Source organism: Sphingomonas sp., from assembly GCF_965248875.1.
Classification (GTDB): Bacteria; Pseudomonadota; Alphaproteobacteria; order Sphingomonadales; family Sphingomonadaceae; genus Sphingomonas.
Window position 1 is genome coordinate 167,650 of the sequence record NZ_CBDFKR010000003.1, and the last position, 14,904, is coordinate 182,553.

At 69.5% G+C, this 14,904-nt stretch carries 17 protein-coding genes and 1 pseudogene; 11 read left to right on the forward strand and 7 right to left on the reverse strand.

The genetic code is table 11. The features are described 5' to 3' along the window. Window positions 1–87: 87 nt before the first annotated feature. Complete coding sequence (locus tag ACP2AD_RS01095; protein ID WP_425228229.1) at window positions 88–333, forward strand: hypothetical protein; 246 nt, start codon at window positions 88–90, stop codon at window positions 331–333. A gap of 43 nt (window positions 334–376) precedes the next feature. Here ACP2AD_RS01095 and ACP2AD_RS01100 read toward each other — a convergent pair whose 3' ends face one another. Further along, window positions 377–1,648, reverse strand: a complete 1,272-nt coding sequence (locus ACP2AD_RS01100) for a threonine ammonia-lyase (RefSeq protein WP_425228230.1) — start codon at window positions 1,646–1,648, stop codon at window positions 377–379. Between the two features lie 56 nt (window positions 1,649–1,704). On the opposite strand from ACP2AD_RS01100, the gene ACP2AD_RS01105 reads away from it, so the two are divergent. After that, on the forward strand, window positions 1,705–3,369 hold the full coding sequence (locus ACP2AD_RS01105; RefSeq protein WP_425228231.1) for an amidohydrolase: 1,665 nt from the start codon (window positions 1,705–1,707) through the stop codon (window positions 3,367–3,369). Continuing rightward, on the forward strand, window positions 3,366–3,659 hold the full coding sequence (locus ACP2AD_RS01110) for a putative quinol monooxygenase (protein ID WP_425228232.1): 294 nt from the start codon (window positions 3,366–3,368) through the stop codon (window positions 3,657–3,659). Before ACP2AD_RS01105 ends, ACP2AD_RS01110 begins: the two co-directional genes overlap by 4 nt. Here the strand turns inward: ACP2AD_RS01110 and ACP2AD_RS01115 are convergent. The 4 genes from ACP2AD_RS01115 to ACP2AD_RS01130 form a co-directional block, all read right to left on the reverse strand. After that, window positions 3,656–5,149, reverse strand: a complete 1,494-nt coding sequence (locus ACP2AD_RS01115) for an esterase-like activity of phytase family protein (RefSeq protein WP_425228233.1) — start codon at window positions 5,147–5,149, stop codon at window positions 3,656–3,658. The two genes, ACP2AD_RS01110 and ACP2AD_RS01115, sit on opposite strands and share 4 nt — an antisense overlap. A 94-nt stretch (window positions 5,150–5,243) precedes the next feature. After that, window positions 5,244–5,945 carry a response regulator transcription factor CtrA gene (gene ctrA, locus ACP2AD_RS01120; RefSeq protein WP_425228234.1) on the reverse strand — a complete coding sequence of 234 codons (702 nt, stop codon included), beginning with the start codon at window positions 5,943–5,945 and terminating at the stop codon, window positions 5,244–5,246. 97 nt (window positions 5,946–6,042) lie between these two features. After that, window positions 6,043–7,257: an AI-2E family transporter gene (locus ACP2AD_RS01125; RefSeq protein ID WP_425228235.1), complete on the reverse strand. Its 1,215-nt coding sequence runs from the start codon at window positions 7,255–7,257 to the stop codon at window positions 6,043–6,045. A 309-nt stretch (window positions 7,258–7,566) separates the two neighbouring features. Beyond that, on the reverse strand, window positions 7,567–8,445 hold the full coding sequence (locus ACP2AD_RS01130; RefSeq protein ID WP_425228236.1) for a LysR family transcriptional regulator: 879 nt from the start codon (window positions 8,443–8,445) through the stop codon (window positions 7,567–7,569). Between the two features lie 129 nt (window positions 8,446–8,574). On the opposite strand from ACP2AD_RS01130, the gene ACP2AD_RS01135 reads away from it, so the two are divergent. Beyond that, window positions 8,575–9,300: a pirin family protein gene (locus tag ACP2AD_RS01135; protein WP_425228237.1), complete on the forward strand. Its 726-nt coding sequence runs from the start codon at window positions 8,575–8,577 to the stop codon at window positions 9,298–9,300. A 30-nt stretch (window positions 9,301–9,330) separates the two neighbouring features. Then, on the forward strand, window positions 9,331–9,930 hold the full coding sequence (gene wrbA / locus ACP2AD_RS01140; protein ID WP_425228238.1) for an NAD(P)H:quinone oxidoreductase: 600 nt from the start codon (window positions 9,331–9,333) through the stop codon (window positions 9,928–9,930). A gap of 30 nt (window positions 9,931–9,960) precedes the next feature. Here wrbA and ACP2AD_RS01145 read toward each other — a convergent pair whose 3' ends face one another. Next, on the reverse strand, window positions 9,961–10,617 hold the full coding sequence (locus ACP2AD_RS01145; protein WP_425228239.1) for a M15 family metallopeptidase: 657 nt from the start codon (window positions 10,615–10,617) through the stop codon (window positions 9,961–9,963). Between the two features lie 49 nt (window positions 10,618–10,666). Here ACP2AD_RS01145 and ACP2AD_RS01150 point away from each other — a divergent pair, with 49 nt between their 5' ends. The 5 genes from ACP2AD_RS01150 (at window position 10,667) to ACP2AD_RS01170 (ending at window position 13,662) form a co-directional block, all read left to right on the forward strand. Next, the gene (locus tag ACP2AD_RS01150) at window positions 10,667–11,308 is read left to right on the forward strand and encodes an RluA family pseudouridine synthase (RefSeq protein ID WP_425228240.1); all 642 of its coding nucleotides are present in this window, start codon (window positions 10,667–10,669) and stop codon (window positions 11,306–11,308) included. Continuing rightward, window positions 11,305–11,703: an alternative ribosome rescue aminoacyl-tRNA hydrolase ArfB gene (gene arfB, locus ACP2AD_RS01155; protein ID WP_425228241.1), complete on the forward strand. Its 399-nt coding sequence runs from the start codon at window positions 11,305–11,307 to the stop codon at window positions 11,701–11,703. The genes ACP2AD_RS01150 and arfB overlap by 4 nt, the downstream gene beginning before the upstream one ends. After that, a complete protein-coding gene (locus tag ACP2AD_RS01160; protein WP_425228242.1) occupies window positions 11,700–12,092 on the forward strand; it encodes a DUF2809 domain-containing protein in 393 nt (130 codons plus the stop codon). The genes arfB and ACP2AD_RS01160 overlap by 4 nt, the downstream gene beginning before the upstream one ends. A gap of 15 nt (window positions 12,093–12,107) precedes the next feature. Continuing rightward, window positions 12,108–12,611: a GAF domain-containing protein gene (locus ACP2AD_RS01165; protein ID WP_425228243.1), complete on the forward strand. Its 504-nt coding sequence runs from the start codon at window positions 12,108–12,110 to the stop codon at window positions 12,609–12,611. Between the two features lie 100 nt (window positions 12,612–12,711). Continuing rightward, window positions 12,712–13,662, forward strand: a complete 951-nt coding sequence (locus tag ACP2AD_RS01170; protein ID WP_425228244.1) for an RcnB family protein — start codon at window positions 12,712–12,714, stop codon at window positions 13,660–13,662. A 106-nt stretch (window positions 13,663–13,768) separates the two neighbouring features. On the opposite strand, the pseudogene ACP2AD_RS01175 reads toward ACP2AD_RS01170, so the two are convergent. Further along, window positions 13,769–14,086: pseudogene (locus tag ACP2AD_RS01175) on the reverse strand (GFA family protein); the annotation flags it as partial. Between the two features lie 162 nt (window positions 14,087–14,248). Here ACP2AD_RS01175 and ACP2AD_RS01180 point away from each other — a divergent pair. After that, on the forward strand, window positions 14,249–14,896 hold the full coding sequence (locus ACP2AD_RS01180) for a TetR/AcrR family transcriptional regulator (RefSeq protein WP_425228245.1): 648 nt from the start codon (window positions 14,249–14,251) through the stop codon (window positions 14,894–14,896). The last annotated feature ends 8 nt before the right edge of the window (window positions 14,897–14,904 follow it).

The following is a 14,904-nucleotide window of genomic DNA, read 5'->3' on the forward strand; positions in this document are numbered from 1 at the left end:
TTGCGGCGCGAAATAGAAGTCGTTAAGGTTGGAACACTAGTAGCGCCGACTGGTTGTCGGGACTGCAGTAAAAGGAGGGCTCTGCTCATGCGTCTGAAATCGGTTCTTTTCTCCCTGGCCGCGGCCGGCATGGTCGTCGCTCCGGTTGCTGCCAATGCCAATCCGGCGTCGAGCCTGTCGGTCGCGTCCGCACAGCGCGCGTCGACCCCGTCGGCGAAGCATAGCAATCTGGGTGGCGGCAGCGCCGGCATCTATGCGCTGCTGATCGTCGCCGGCATCGCCGCGATTATCGCGGTCGGCGCGTCGAACGATACGAAGACCAAGAGCCCCTAGGCTTCGCCGCTCACGGCCGTTGCGCGGACCAGCGCGCGACGGCTCAGGCGAGTTCGACCGCGGATACCTCATAGCCTGCTTCGCCCAACGCGGCGACCAGGCGATCGAGGTGTCCGCGGTCGCGTGCTTCACACTCGATGTCGGTGATGAGGCCTTTTGCGGGCAGCGTCGTGAAGACGCGCTGGTGATAGACCTCGATGATGTTGATCCGCTCCTGATCAAAAATGCGGGCGACGTTGAAGAGCGCGCCGGGCTGATCCTGTAGCCGGATGCGCAGCCGCGCAAGGCGGCCCGACCGCGCGAGATCGCGCAATAGGACATTGGCGAGCAGCCGCGTGTCAATGTTGCCACCGCACAGCACCACCCCGACGGTGCGCCCGGCGAACTTCTCCGGATAGGCGAGCAGCGCCGCCAGCCCGGCTGCGCCGGCGCCCTCCACCACCGTTTTCTCGATCTGCAGGAGCAGGCTGACCGCTTCCTCCAGCCGCCGTTCCGACACCAGCACGATATCATCGACCAGCGCACGGACCATGCGGGCGGTGACGCCGCCCGGTTCCTTGACTGCGATGCCTTCGGCCAGCGTATCGCCCGCACAGGGAAGATGCGTGTTGTTGAGACGATTATACATCGACGGGAAGAGTTCCGCCTCGACACCGATGACGCGGATCGCACGGCCCGTTTCGGCTTCACGCGCGCGCGCCACAGTCGCCATCCCGGAAATGAGGCCGCCGCCGCCGATCGGCGTGACCAGCGTGTCGATCGCGGGCACGTCCTCGAACATCTCGACCGCCGTCGTTCCCGCCCCGGCGATGATGCGTGGATCATCGAACGGGTGGACGAACGTGAAGCCGCGTTCCTCCTCCAGCACACGGGCATGAGCATAGGCGGCGTCGAAGGTGTCGCCCTCCAGGATGACGTCGGCGCCGTGCCCCTGCGTCTGCGTCACCTTCACGATCGGCGTCGTCGTCGGCATCACGATCGTCGCCGGAACCCCGAGCCGCTGCGCGTGATAGGCGAGCCCCTGCGCATGATTGCCGGCCGAAGCTGCGATGACGCCGTTCGCTTTGGCCTCGTCCGGCAGCAGCAGCAGAGTGTTGAGCGCGCCGCGCTCCTTGTAGGCGGCGGTGAACTGCAGGTTCTCGAACTTGAGATAGACTGTCGCGCCGGTCAGGTCGCTCAGCGTCTTGCTGATCAGCGTGGGGGTGCGGACGATCGCATCGGCGATGCGGGCATGCGCCGCGTGGACGTCGGCGATGGTGACGGGGAGCGGCTCGGCGTCCGTAGCGGGCGCGGCGGTTCGGGCGAGGGAGGCCATGCAGCGCGCCCTAGGCCATCTGGCGCGGCGGGGGAACAGCGCCTATCCGGCTGGCGATGTTCAGGACCGCCGTCGCCGTGTTCGCCGCCTTCTCGCTCGCCGGCCCCGCGCTGGCCGACGGGCTGATCGACAACGTCAACGGCGTGACGCTCGATCGGGAGGGGCATGTCCTACGCTTCACCGGGCTGCTGCTGGCGGATGGCAAGGTTCGAGCACTGCTGGCGCGCGAGGCGGCGCGGCCGGCGCGACCCGACTGGCGGCTGGACATGCATGGGCGGGTAATGCTGCCGGGCATGATTGATGCGCACGGGCATGTGATGGAACTGGGGTTCCGCGCGATGGCGCTTGACCTGTCCGATGCGACCAGCCTGGCGGATGCGCAGGCAATGATCAGAGCCTATGCCGCGGCCAATCCCGATAAGCGCTGGATTCTTGGCGGCGGCTGGAACCAGGAGCGGTGGCATCTCGGCCGCTTCCCCACCGCGGCCGAGCTTGACGCTGCGGTCGGCGACCGGCCGGTGTGGCTGGCGCGCGCCGATGGGCACGCCAGCTGGGCCAACACGGCGGCGATGCGGGCGGGCGGCGTCACGGCGCGCGCCGTCGCCCCGCCGGGCGGCCGGATCGAACGCGCGGGGGGAGCGCCGTCCGGCGTTTTCGTCGATGCGGCCAAGGTGCTGATTCAGCATGCCGTGCCGCCGCCGCTGCCCAAGGAGCGTGACGCCGCGTTCCTGACCGCGCAGGCCATTCTCCACCGCAGCGGCATCACCGCGGTCGCCGACATGGGGACGAGCATCGATGACTGGCTGAGCTTCCGGCGAATGGGCGACGCCGGCGCGCTGCGCGTCCGGATCATGTCCTATGCGGTCGATCAGGAGGTCGCCTCGGCGGTCGGCGGGCGTGGGCCGACTCCCTGGCTGTATGCCGACCGGCTGCGGATGGGCGGCGTCGGCGAGATATATGAGGACGGCGCGCTCGGATCGCGCGGCGCGTGGCTGAAGGCGCCCTATGCGGACGCGCCGGGGCAAACCGGCGCGGCGCAGATGACCGAGGATCAGCTGCAGAACCGGATGAGCCGGGCGGCGATGGACGGCTGGCAGGTCGCGGTGCACGCGATCGGCGACCGGGCGAACGCCGCGGTGCTGGACGCGATCGACGTGCTGGCGCCGACCTATGGCGGCGACCGGCGCTGGCGGATCGAACATGCGCAGATCGTCGATCCCGCCGACCTGTCGCGCTTTGGCCAGCATGGCGTGATCGCGTCGATGCAGCCGACCCACCAGACCAGCGACCGGACGATGGCGGAAGCGCGGCTGGGGACGTCGGGTATTCAGGGCGCGCGGCTGACCGGCGCCTATGCGTGGGCGTCGATGCTACGGGTCGGCGCGAAGCTGGCGTTCGGATCGGACTTCCCGGTAGAGCGGCCGGACCCCTGGGCGGGTTGGGCAGCGGCGTTCACGCGCGCAGATCCCGATGGTCAGCCGTTCGGGGGCTGGCGGTCCGAAGAGCGGGTCAGCCGCGAACAGGCCTGGTGGGCGTTTACCGGCGGCGCCGCCTATGCCGGGTTCGCCGAAGACAAGTTCGGGATTCTGGCGGTCGGGCAGCGCGCGGACTTCATCATCGTCGATCGCGATCCACTGCTTGCATCACCAACCGAGCTGCGCGCGACGCAGGTGCTGGAGACCTGGGTCGGCGGCGAGAGAATGTGGGAGAGAACACCATGATCGTGATCACCGGCAGCGTCACCGCGCGGGCGGGCAGCATCGAGGCGATGAAGAACGAAGGGCTGGCGCATAGCGAGCGGTCGCGCGGCGAGGAGGGCTGTTTGTCGCACCGCTGCTATGTTGACGCGGCCGTGCCGGCGCGGCTGTTCTTTTATGAGGAATGGCGCGACATGGCGGCGGTCCAGGCGCATTTCCGCCATGCCGACACCGCCAAGATCATGGCCGCGATCCGCGAATATGCGGTAACCAGCGACGGGCCTGTCCTGCTCGAGGCCAAACCGGCCGCCTAACTACCTCGGCGGGCTGCGCCGACCGTTCCGCGCCGGGCGCCCCCGCCCAACCGGCGCAGCGCGGCGCCGAGCAGGCCGAAGCCAAGCAGCATGGTGAGCCAGGTCGCAGGCTCCGGGACCGGCGCCGCGATCGCCTGCGCGGTAAAGCCCTGCAGATCGCTGTCCTGAAAACCGAAGACGAAGAACTGATTGGCCCCCGCGGTGCCGGGCACGAAATCATTGTCGTTGGCGACAAACAGGGTGTGGAGGAGCTGGCCGTTCAGCGTCACGTCCTGCCCGAACGCCAGGCCTTCGATCTTGGCGGGGATCTGCGCCGCGGTCAGGCCGTTCGCCTTGAGCGCCGCGACGATGTCAAGGAAGGGCGTTGCCGACTTGGTGACGACCGCCGTCGCATTCGGGCCGGTTGCCGTCGCGTTGACGACTCCCGAGATATCGGTCGCGCCCGCGGTATCGATTAGGAAGATCGATTTGACTGCCGCGTTGCTGCCGTCGCCCAACCCCTTGCCATCGCGTTCGTCGACCAGGAACTGATGATTGTTGACAGCTACGATTTCGCTGACGCCAGTGCCCGTGGTGAGCGAGTAGCCGAACTCCTGCGTGGTGCCGGTCGCGATGTCGATCGTGACGATGCGCAGCAGCTTGGGGGCGTTCGTCACATCCTGCAGCAACGGCGCCTGCATGATCCCGACCAGCGTCTTGCCGTCGGGCGTGATCGCCAGCCCCTCCATCCCCTTGTTATCGACCCGGCCGATCAAGTTGGCTTCCTCGTCCTTGCCGTGCGCGGAGACGGTGGCCACGTCGAGGTTGGCGGGAAGCGTATAGGTGCGAAGCAGCTGGCCTGAGGTGCGGTCGAACTGGCGGACATAGGGGCCGTACTCGTCCGAGATGAAGACGCTGCGGCCGTCGTTGGAAACGCGGATCGATTCAGGATCGAAACGGGCGTTGGCGGGATTGCCTGAGCCGCCCGCGCCGAAATTGTCCGAACGGCCGGAGAAGTAGAAGCTGAAAGGGGTGTTGCTGGACGGCGCGCCCGAGCCGAGCAGCGAGCCGTCGGCGCGATTGCCCAGACCGGTGCCAGTGCCGTAAATGAGCGGCGTCGGGCTGTAGAGCAGCGTTGTGCCGGTCAGCGTCGGCGTCAGGGCGAAGGGCAGTCCGCCGCCAGCCTGCGGCGTCAGCTGCAGCGTCACCGACTGGTAGCGAGCGATGTACGAAACCGTATCGTCGACGAGCGAATTATACGGCGTGGCGTTGGGGCCGCGATCGGGCAGCGCCAGGAAGGTGTTGCCTCCGGCATAGGCAAGGCCGGAGCCGAAGCCGCCGAGAATATTGGCGGGCAGCCCGTTCTCCAGCGTGCCGGTCAGCCCGGAAAGGTCGGCGTTGGCGCCGGCGCTGCTACCGCTGATCGACCCTTTCGCGATCAGCACCGGGCCCGCCTGAAGCGGGGCGGCCAGCGCGAGTGCACCCGCGCCGACAAAAATCGAGAACTTCATGACCCACCCCTGCCTGTTGGTTGCAGGGGTGGTTAACGGCGCGTTGTGACAATCCCGCGTCGCTGAAAACTTACCGGTGACCGGCGACCGGCGATCAGGCGACCTTCGCGGTGACCACCTCGTCGGGCTCGCGCAGCACATAGCCGCGGCCCCAAACGGTTTCGATGTAGTTCTCGCCGTCGCAGGCAAGGCTGAGCTTCTTGCGCAGCTTGCAGATGAACACGTCGATGATCTTCAGCTCGGGCTCGTCCATGCCGCCGTACAGGTGGTTGAGGAACATCTCCTTGGTCAGCGTCGTGCCCTTGCGGAGCGACAGCAGCTCCAGCATCGCATATTCCTTGCCGGTCAGGTGGACGCGGCTGCCGTCGACCTCGACGGTCTTGGCGTCGAGATTGACCGCCAGCTTCCCTGTGCGGATGACCGATTGCGAGTGACCCTTGGAGCGGCGGACGACGGCGTGGATGCGCGCGACCAGCTCTTCGCGATGAAAGGGCTTGGTAACATAGTCGTCGGCGCCGAAGCCGAAGGAGCGGACCTTGGAGTCCATCTCATTGACGCCCGACAGGATCAGCACCGGGGTCGCGACGCGCGCCACGCGGAGCTTCTTGAGCACGTCATAGCCGTGCATGTCGGGCAGGTTGAGGTCGAGACAGATGATGTCGTAGTCGTAGAGCTTGCCGAGATCCAAGCCTTCCTCACCGAGATCGGTGGTGTAGACGTTGAAGCCTTCGGTCGTGAGCATGAGCTCGATCGCCTTGGCGGTCGACGGCTCGTCCTCGATCAGCAGCACACGCATGCGGCACTCCCCCGTAAGCCATTCTGGTCCGAACGGCCGGATTCATTAACCAAAGAACCTCTGAAGGCAAAAGGTTAATTTGACCTTAAGCCAGGACTCACCGCGAGTCGCGGGCTAACGGCTCGTCGGCCGGTTGCTCGGGCGGCCCGCCGGTCGGGGTCAGGTCGTGGCCGAGCAGCGTGCGATGCCGGGCGCGGGGAATGTCCTCGCCCAGCACCTCGCGCAGGTACAGGCTGCGGACGAGGCTGAAGATCACTACCAGCAGCGCAGCCGAGAAGAACAGGCCGAACACCCCGAAGATATAGCCCATGCCGATGATCGCGAAGACGGTCATCGCCGGCGGGATCGCGACCACGCGCGCGGTGACATAGGGGGTGACGAAGTTGGTCTGGATCAGCCGCACCGCCGCGAAGGTGGCGAGCGTCCAGATGATCGGCTCCGTCCCGGCGGTGGCGGCAAGGCCCAGCGCGGGGAGCATGGCGGCGATCGGGCCGATATAGGGGACGAACTCGCTCAGCCCGGTAAGCAGTCCAAGCGCCGCCGCCGACGGCACGCCCGCGACGTACAGGCCGACGCCGACGAGCAGGCCCATCGACGTCATCAGGATCAGCTCGGCCTTCAGCCACAGCTTGAGCGTCGACCCGGCGTCGAACAGCGCATCCTCGACCACCGGGCGGTAGCTGCGGGGGACGAGATAGAGGAAGCCGCGCTCATAGACCTTGGGATCGGCGGCGAAGAACAACGCGCCGATTAGCACCAGGATCGCGTTGAGCAGCAGCTCGCCCGCGCCCTGGACGAGGCCGCCCGCGTCCTGCGCGACGCGGCTGCCGGCGAAAGCGACGCGAACGGCGTCGACCAGCTTGGCGCCGACCGGCGACTGCCCCGCCCAGGCGGCAAGCTGATCGAGCAGCCCGGGGAGGCGGACGACGAGCAGGTTGACCTGGCCGCGGAACTCGACCCCGAACAGCCAGGCGAGGAAGCCGATGACGGCGACCACGGTGGCGATTGCGGCGAGCAGCGCGGGTCGCTTGGGCAGGCGCAGCCGGTCGCGGTACATCTCGGCGACGGCATGGATGACGATCGCGCCGAGCATCGACCCGAAGGCAAGGATGAGCAGGTCGCCGGCGCGATAGAGCGCGAGCACCACGGCGGCGACGAGGATCAGCAGGAGGAGGCGGCGGACGAAACGGGCGTCGTCGGCGTCGGGTGCGAGGCGGGGCGGGTGTTGTCCGTGTTGTCCGGTACGGGATGGCTCCGCATCGGCATCTTGACGTTCTTTACGCCCGGTCGAAGGCGGTGAGCGGTCGATCATGCGCCAAAGGTCACACGAGGGTCACACCAACGCGATGTTTGGTGGGAACCGGAGCGAACACGCCGGTCCGGCGGCGCGGCGTGCACAATGAGACGGTCGAGCGGCGGCATCGGGCGGTCGTGGCAGATCGGGGGCTTGTAGGACAGGCAAGTTTTCCCTCTCCCCTTGCGGGACGGGACGGAGCCGACGCATTCGGCGGAAGGGCAAGGGGCGCGAGCCTTTTGCTCGCTGTTTGCCGCTACGCCCCCTCATCCGTCACGCGCTTTGCGCGCGCCGCCTTTTCTCCCAAGGGGAGAGGGGAACGAGCGGTCACGGCTTCAACCCCGTCGCCAGCCAGTCGATGAGCGCCTCGACCCTCGCGGGGCGCAGGGAACTTGGCGGGGTGAGGAGGTGGAGGCCGATCGGCGCGGCGCGCCAGGCGGGAAGAAGCTCAACGAGCGCGCCGGTCGCGAGATGCGCGCCGAGGATGAAGTCTGGCAGGCGCGCGATGCCGAGCCCGGCGAGGAGTGCGGGCAGCAGCGCGTCGCCTGAATTGGCGACTAGCGGCCCCGTTGGACGGACGCTGGTCTCGCCGTCCGGGCCGCTGAACCGCCACGGGCCGGGAACGTTGGTATAGCCGAGCAGGCGGTGGCGGACGAGGTCGGCGGGATGCGCGGGGGCACCGTGCGCGGCCACGTAGGCGGGGCTGGCGACCAGGTACGCCGCCACCCCGCAGAGGCGGCGCGCACGCAGCGAGCTGTCGGGCAGGTCGGCTATGCGCAGCGCGAGGTCGAAGCCGTCAGCGACGATGTCGACGCGGGCGTCGGACAGCTGCAGGTCGATCTCAACCTGCGGGTGCGCGAGCAGGAAGGCGGCGACCAGCGGCGCGACGTCGGCGATGCCGAAGGCAAGCGGCGCGGCCAGGCGGATGCGCCCCGAGAGCCCGTCGGCGCCAGCGCGCGCGGCCTCCTCCGCGGCCTGCGCCTCGGCGATGATGCGGCGGGCGTGATCGGCGAGCGGGCGACCCGCCTCGGTCAAGGCGAGGCGGCGCGAGGTGCGGTGGAACAGGGCCTGGCCGAGCCGGGTTTCGAGCCGCGCCACCGCCTTGGACACGGTCGCCTTGCTGACGCCGAGCGCCTCGGCGGCGGCGGTGAAGGAGCGGGCGTCGGCGACCGCGGCGAAGATCGCCCACGCGTCCAGATCGAGCATCCTCTTCCTCCACCACCATCCCGCTCACAACGGGGAACGGTTTAACTGCAGAAACGATGTGTTTCCATTGTTTCTGTTTCGGTGAGAGCGCGGCATGCTTATCTCCGGACCAACCGAGAGGAGGTCCCGATGACCACCGACACCCTTACCCGCACCGCTACGCGGATCGACCGCCGTCCGTTCGCCTCGCTCGGCCATGCCGATCATGGCTGGCTGGACGCGCGGCACCATTTCTCGTTCGCGGACTACCATGACCCGGCGCGGATGGGCTGGGGCGCGATCCGGGTGTGGAACGACGACGCGATCGCGCCAGGCACCGGCTTCCCACCGCACCCGCATCGCGACATGGAGATCGTCACCTATGTCCGCTCGGGCGCGATCACGCACGAGGACTCACTCGGCAACCGTGGCCGCACCGCCGCGGGCGACGTGCAGGTGATGAGTGCCGGCAGCGGTGTACGCCACGCCGAGGTCAATGTGGAAGACGAGACGACGACGCTGTTCCAGATCTGGATCGAGCCGGCCGCGAAGGGCGGTCAGCCGAGCTGGGGCGCAAAACCGTTTCCCAAGGGCGACCGCGCCGGCGGCTGGGCAGTGCTGGCAAGCGGGTTCGGGGAGGCCGAAGCCCTGCCGATCCGGGCGGAGGCGCGGGTGCTGGGCGCGACGCTGCGGCCGGGTGAGGCGCTGAACTGGACCGTCCAGGCTGGGCGGCATGCCTATCTGGTGCCCGCGACCGGCGCGCTCATGATCAATGGCGAGCGGGTCGACACCCGCGACGGCGTGGCGCTGGGCGGCGGCGAATACCGGATCGAGGCGGTGGACGAGGCCGAAATCGTGCTCGTCGATGCGAACTGACGAACGTTCATCTGTTGCAGGAGAATGACGATGACCAAGGTGCTGGTGCTGTATTACTCATCCTACGGCCATATCGAGCAGATGGCCGACGCCGTCGCGGAGGGCGCGCGCGCGGGCGGGGCCGAGGTCGACATCCGCCGCGTCGCCGAGACTGCGCCGTCCGAGATCGTGACCGCGGCGCATTTCAAGACCGATACCGCGCACGCCGTCATCGAAGGGCCTGACGCACTCGCCGGCTACGATGCGATCATCGTCGGCGCCCCGACCCGCTATGGACGGATGCCGAGCCAGATGGCGGCGTTCTGGGACACGACGGGCGGGGTGTGGATGAAGGGCGCGCTGATCGGCAAGGTCGGCGGCGCCTTCACCTCGACCTCGGCGCAGCATGGCGGGCAGGAGACGACGCTGTTCTCCATCATCACCAACCTGCTGCACCACGGCATGACGATCGTCGGGCTCGACTATGGCTTCAAGGCGCAGATGGGGGTCGACAAGGTGGTCGGCGGCTCGCCATATGGCGCCACCACGATCGCGGGCGACGGCAGCCGTCAGCCGGGCGAAGAGGAGCTGGAAGGTGCGCGCTATCAGGGCAAGCGCATCGCAGAGACGGCGGCGAAGCTGAAGGGGTGACCGTTCCCTCTCTCCTGAAGGGAGAGGGGGTTACTCCACCATCGGCCCCGCCGGGAACTCCCGCCTCGCCCGCGCGAAGATGAAGCGCGCGGTCGGGGCGCCCGACGTGGCGGGGGTCGCGCCCACCCAGCGCCAGTGCCACGGCTCCCACTTGACCCGCTGCCGGTTGCCGCCGGGGAAGCTCAGCTCGAACCCGAAGCGCGGTGCGTTGGCGAGGAGCCAGCGCGCGGCCGGCAGCGCCGCCATGCACGCCTCGACGTCGGGGCAGTTGGGCGACGGGCGCACCGCGAAGTCGAGCGCATAGCCGGTCGCGTGCTCGCTGTGGCCGGGCGGCGCGACGCTGATCGCCCGCAGCTCGGGGTCGCCGCGGCTTTCCGAGCAGAATACGCTTTCCTGCCACGTCAGGCTGCGGAAACAGGAGGCGGCGCGGAGCGCGCCGCCGGTTGCGGGATCGGCCGCGGCGGCGGCGAGCAGGCGCTCCAGGTCGGGGATGACCTCCGCGCGCAGGCGGCAGCGCGAGCGCACCGCGAAACCGGCGGGCGCGTCGACCAGTGTGTCGGGCGCGGTCTCGCCATAGGGGAGGTGGCCGAGGACGCGGCCGTCGGGCGCGATCGCGGCGGTCGGGATGCAGCGCTGCGCCTGCGCCGCGGCGGGCCAGAGGAGCATCAAGGCGACGAGCTGGCGCATCGCGGCCCCACTGGCATCGCCGGCGCCCGGGTGGCAAGGCGCTGGCGCTATGGAACCCGACCGCGTGCTCTTTATCGACGGCGAGGCGATCGTGATCGACAAGCCCGCGGGCCTGCCGGTCGACGCGCCGCGCGACGGCGGGCTGAGCCTCGACAATCACATGGAGTCGCTGCGCTTTGGCTTTCAGCGCTGGCCGGTGGCGGTGCACCGGCTGGACCGCGACACCAGCGGCTGCTTGTTGCTGGCGCGCAATCCCAAGGCGGCGGCGCGATTTGGGCGGGCGTTCGAAGCGGGCGAGGTCGGGAAGCTGTATCTGGCGGTGCTCGACGGCGTGCCCGCGGCGGGGGAGGGGATGGTCGATCTGCCGCTGGCCAAGGTGTCGACGCGCGCGGCGGGATGGCGGATGGTGGCCGATCCCAAAGGCAAGGGCGCGCGGACGGCGTGGCGGGTGCTGCGGATCGAGGACGGGCGCGCGCTGGTCGAGTTCCGGCCGGAGACCGGGCGGACGCATCAGATCAGGGTGCATGCGGCGACCGGACTGGGCGCGGCGGTGGTGGGCGATCCGGTATATGGACGTGCCGACGGGGCGGGGATGCTGCTCCACGCGCGCGCGCTGACGATGCCGCGGGCGGGCAAGGCGGCGATCATCGCCGAAGCGCCGGTCCCGGCGCGGTTCGGCACCTTTGCATGACCGAGGTGCCCGAGGCGTTGATCGAGGAGAAGTTCCTCGCCGCCTCCGGGCCGGGCGGGCAGAACGTCAACAAGGTCGCGACCGCCTGCCAGCTGCGCATCGACGTGTACCGTCTGGGGCTCCACCCGGAGACGTTCCGGCGGCTGAAGCTGCTGGCGGGGAGCCGGATGACCGCGGCGGGCGCGCTGGTCATCACCGCCCGGCGCTATCGGACGCAGGAGCAGAACCGCGCCGACGCCCGTGCGCGGTTGACCGCACTGCTGACGGCGGCGGCGGAGCGCGAGGCGCGCCGGGTGACGACCAGGCCGTCGCGCGCGGCAAAGGCGAAGCGGGTCGACGAGAAGAAGGGCCGGGCCGCGGTCAAGGCGGGGCGGGGGCGGGTACGCGACGAATGAGGCGCGGCTATGCGGCGGCGGCGGGCATGCTGCTGCTGGTCGAGATCGCGATCGCCTTGTGGGTCGATGACCGCTTCGTGCGGCCCCACGGCGGCGACGCGCTGGCGGTGGTGCTGGTCTATTGCGGGCTGATGGCAGCGACGCGCTGGCGGTGGCCGGTCGCGGTCGGCGTGGCGCTGCTGATCGCCGTGGTGATCGAGCTGGGGCAGCTGATCGGTGTGCTGCGGCTGGTCGGGCTCGACGGCGTCGCGGTCGCGCGGGTGGTGCTGGGGAGCGGCTACGATCCGCGGGACTTCGTGGCGTATGCGGTCGGCGGCTTGACCGTCGTCCTGTTCGAGACGTGGCGGAACCGGCGGGCAGGTGATGGTTCCCCGCCTGCGCGGGGGTGAAGTAAGGGACGCCCCATGCACGACTTCGCTGTCTCCACCGCCGACAAGCCGGCGCTATACCGCGATCTCCTCGCCGCACTCGACGCGCTCACCGCGGGGGAGCCGGACCCCGTCGCCAACATGGCCAATGCGGCGGCGGCGATCTTTCAGTATCTGCCCGACCTCAACTGGGCGGGGTTCTACCGCCTCGTCGGCGGCGAGCTCGTGCTCGGGCCGTTCCAGGGCAAGGTGGCGTGTATCCGCATCGCTCTGGGCACCGGTGTGTGTGGCACGGCGGCGGCGGCGCGCGCGACGCAGCGGGTCGACGACGTTCACGCCTTTCCCGGCCACATCGCCTGCGACGCGGCGAGCCGGTCGGAACTGGTGGTGCCGCTGATCGCGCCGGAGAGCGAGGGCGGCCGCGTGATCGGCGTCCTCGACCTCGACAGCCCAACGCCCGCGCGCTTTGACGCAGCGGATCAGAGAGGGTGCGAGGCGCTGGCGGCGCTGCTCGCCACCCGGCTCTTTACCATGCCGTGACCCGGAACGGGACTCGCCCCGGACTCGCGGTTCGACCCCCCGATTGGTAAGCAGCGCGTTAAGGAATGGGCGCGCGGCGCCCGCCGGCAGGGAGGTTTCGATGGGGAAGTCCGTGATCGTGGGCGCGGGGCTGGCGCTAATGGCGGCGAGCGGCGCGAGCGCGCAGGCGGGGCCGGGCGCGCCCTATCCGGCGCCGGGGCGTCAGGTCGTGCCGGGACCCAGCGTCTATCATCCGCCGCTGCCGCCGGCACCGCAGGCGCCGACACCGATGTCCGGGCCCGCGAACGGCCGCTGGGGCAGCCAGGTCGGCGGCCATGGGGGCGGCGGGACCAACGCACCGGGCGGCTGGGCGGCGTACCGCCAGCCCTATCGCGGTTATCGCGTGCCGCGTTACTGGGCCGCGCCGCGTTTTTACGTCACGGGCTGGCAGCGCTATGGCCTGCCGCAGCCGATGGCCGGGTACAACTGGGGCCGTTATTATGACGACGCGGTGCTGGTCGACCGCAACGGCCAGGTCGCCGACTGGCGCGGCGGCATGAACTGGGACGGCGCGGGCTATGCCGACGCGCAGATCGAGGATCACGGCCCGCCGCCGATGATCGATGAGGCGGGGCCGGGGGGCCGCCGCTATCGCGAGCGGCGCGAGGTGATCGTGCGCCACGACGGCGGCGACTATCCGCCCCCGCCCCCGGTCCGCAGCTGGCACGGGAGCGACGGGCGCACGGTGGTGACCACCACCACGACGGGCGGCGGCTATGGCGCTTACGGCGGCGGCGCGCCGATCATCGTCAACACCGGCAGCGGCTATGGCTATGGGTATGGCGGCTCCGTCACGACGATCACCGTCCAGTCCGCGCCCGTGGTGACGACCACCACGACCGAGACCGTCGAGGACCGCGTGACCTATAGCCGGCCGGTCTATTCCCGCCGCGTCGTCCGCGTCGCGCGGCCGGTGCATGTCTGGTGCCCGCGGCCCCGTCCCCAGCCCCGCCCCCAGCCGCGTCTACGTCCGCCGGTGCGCCACCACGCGCCGGCCGTCCAGGGCAGCTGATCGCTCGCGTCAGGCCGTCGTCGGCGTGACGGCGGCGTGTGGCTGGCGACGGTAACCGGCGCTCGCGGCCGTCGGCGCCGCCAGCCGAGGCCGGAACGGCGCGAACCTACCAGGCACTTGCCATCTCCGCAAAGGAATGGACCGCCGGATCGGGCCGGTCCCAGGCCGGCGCGCGTGACACATACATCTGCAGTTGCGGGACGATGACCGAGCGATCGTCCAGCGTCCCCGCGCGCACGACGACGAGGCCCGCCAGCTTTTCGGGCCGGGTGAACAAGGTCGAGCCGCAGGTGGTGCAGAAATATTTGGTGAGCGCGTGCCCGTCGTCGGATTGTTTGCGATACGCGGTCGTCGCACCCTCGACCTTGAACGCGACGTCGGGAACGGCGATCGTCGTGATATGGCCGGTCCCGCTTTCATTGCTGCAATCGAGGCACTAGCATTTGCCCATGAAAGCCGGATCGGCGTCGCATCGGTAGGTTACTGCTGTGCAAAGGCATCGACCACTGATCTGCATGGCTGTCTCCGGGCCGGACCGAACCGGCAGAGTTAAAGAACGATGTCGTACGCTAACTTGCCGGCGGTCGTGACGTCAAGCGGGAACCCCGCGTCGTTGCGCAAGGGCGGGCGGCCGCGCGACCTCACCGGCCGGACGCGCATCATGGAAGCGGCGTGGCGCCTGTTCGTGACGGCGGGTGTGGAGGCGACGCGGATGGAGGCGGTGGCGGCGGCAGCGCGAGTGTCCAAGAGCACGCTCTACGCCGCGTTCCCGGACCGGTCGGCGCTGTTCGAGGCCGCGATGCTGCACGCGATGCTGAAGATCGAAGCCGATCAGCAGGTCGGCGATCCGGGCCCGGACAGCCGCAGCGTGCGCGACCGGCTGAACCTGTTCGGCATCGGCATCATGGCATTCCTGGCCAGTGAGGTCGGGGTCGCCTTTTACGGCACCTTGTCGGCGGAGATCCGACGGCGGCCGGACTTGTCGGCGATCTTCTGGGACTTCGGCCCGGGCCGCACGCGCGCCAACCTGACCGCGCTGATCGCGGCGGCGGCCGGGCGCGGGGAGATCGCGGTCGCCGATGCCGCGCAGGCCGCCGACCTGTTGTTCGGCCTGTGGCAGGGCTTCAGCAATCTGGAGCTAGCGATTGCCGGCGGAGCAGAGACCGTCCGCGCCGGGATGGCCGACCGCGTCACCCGCGGGACGGACCTGTTCCTGACGCTCTACGCGGCCTAGGCGCGGGG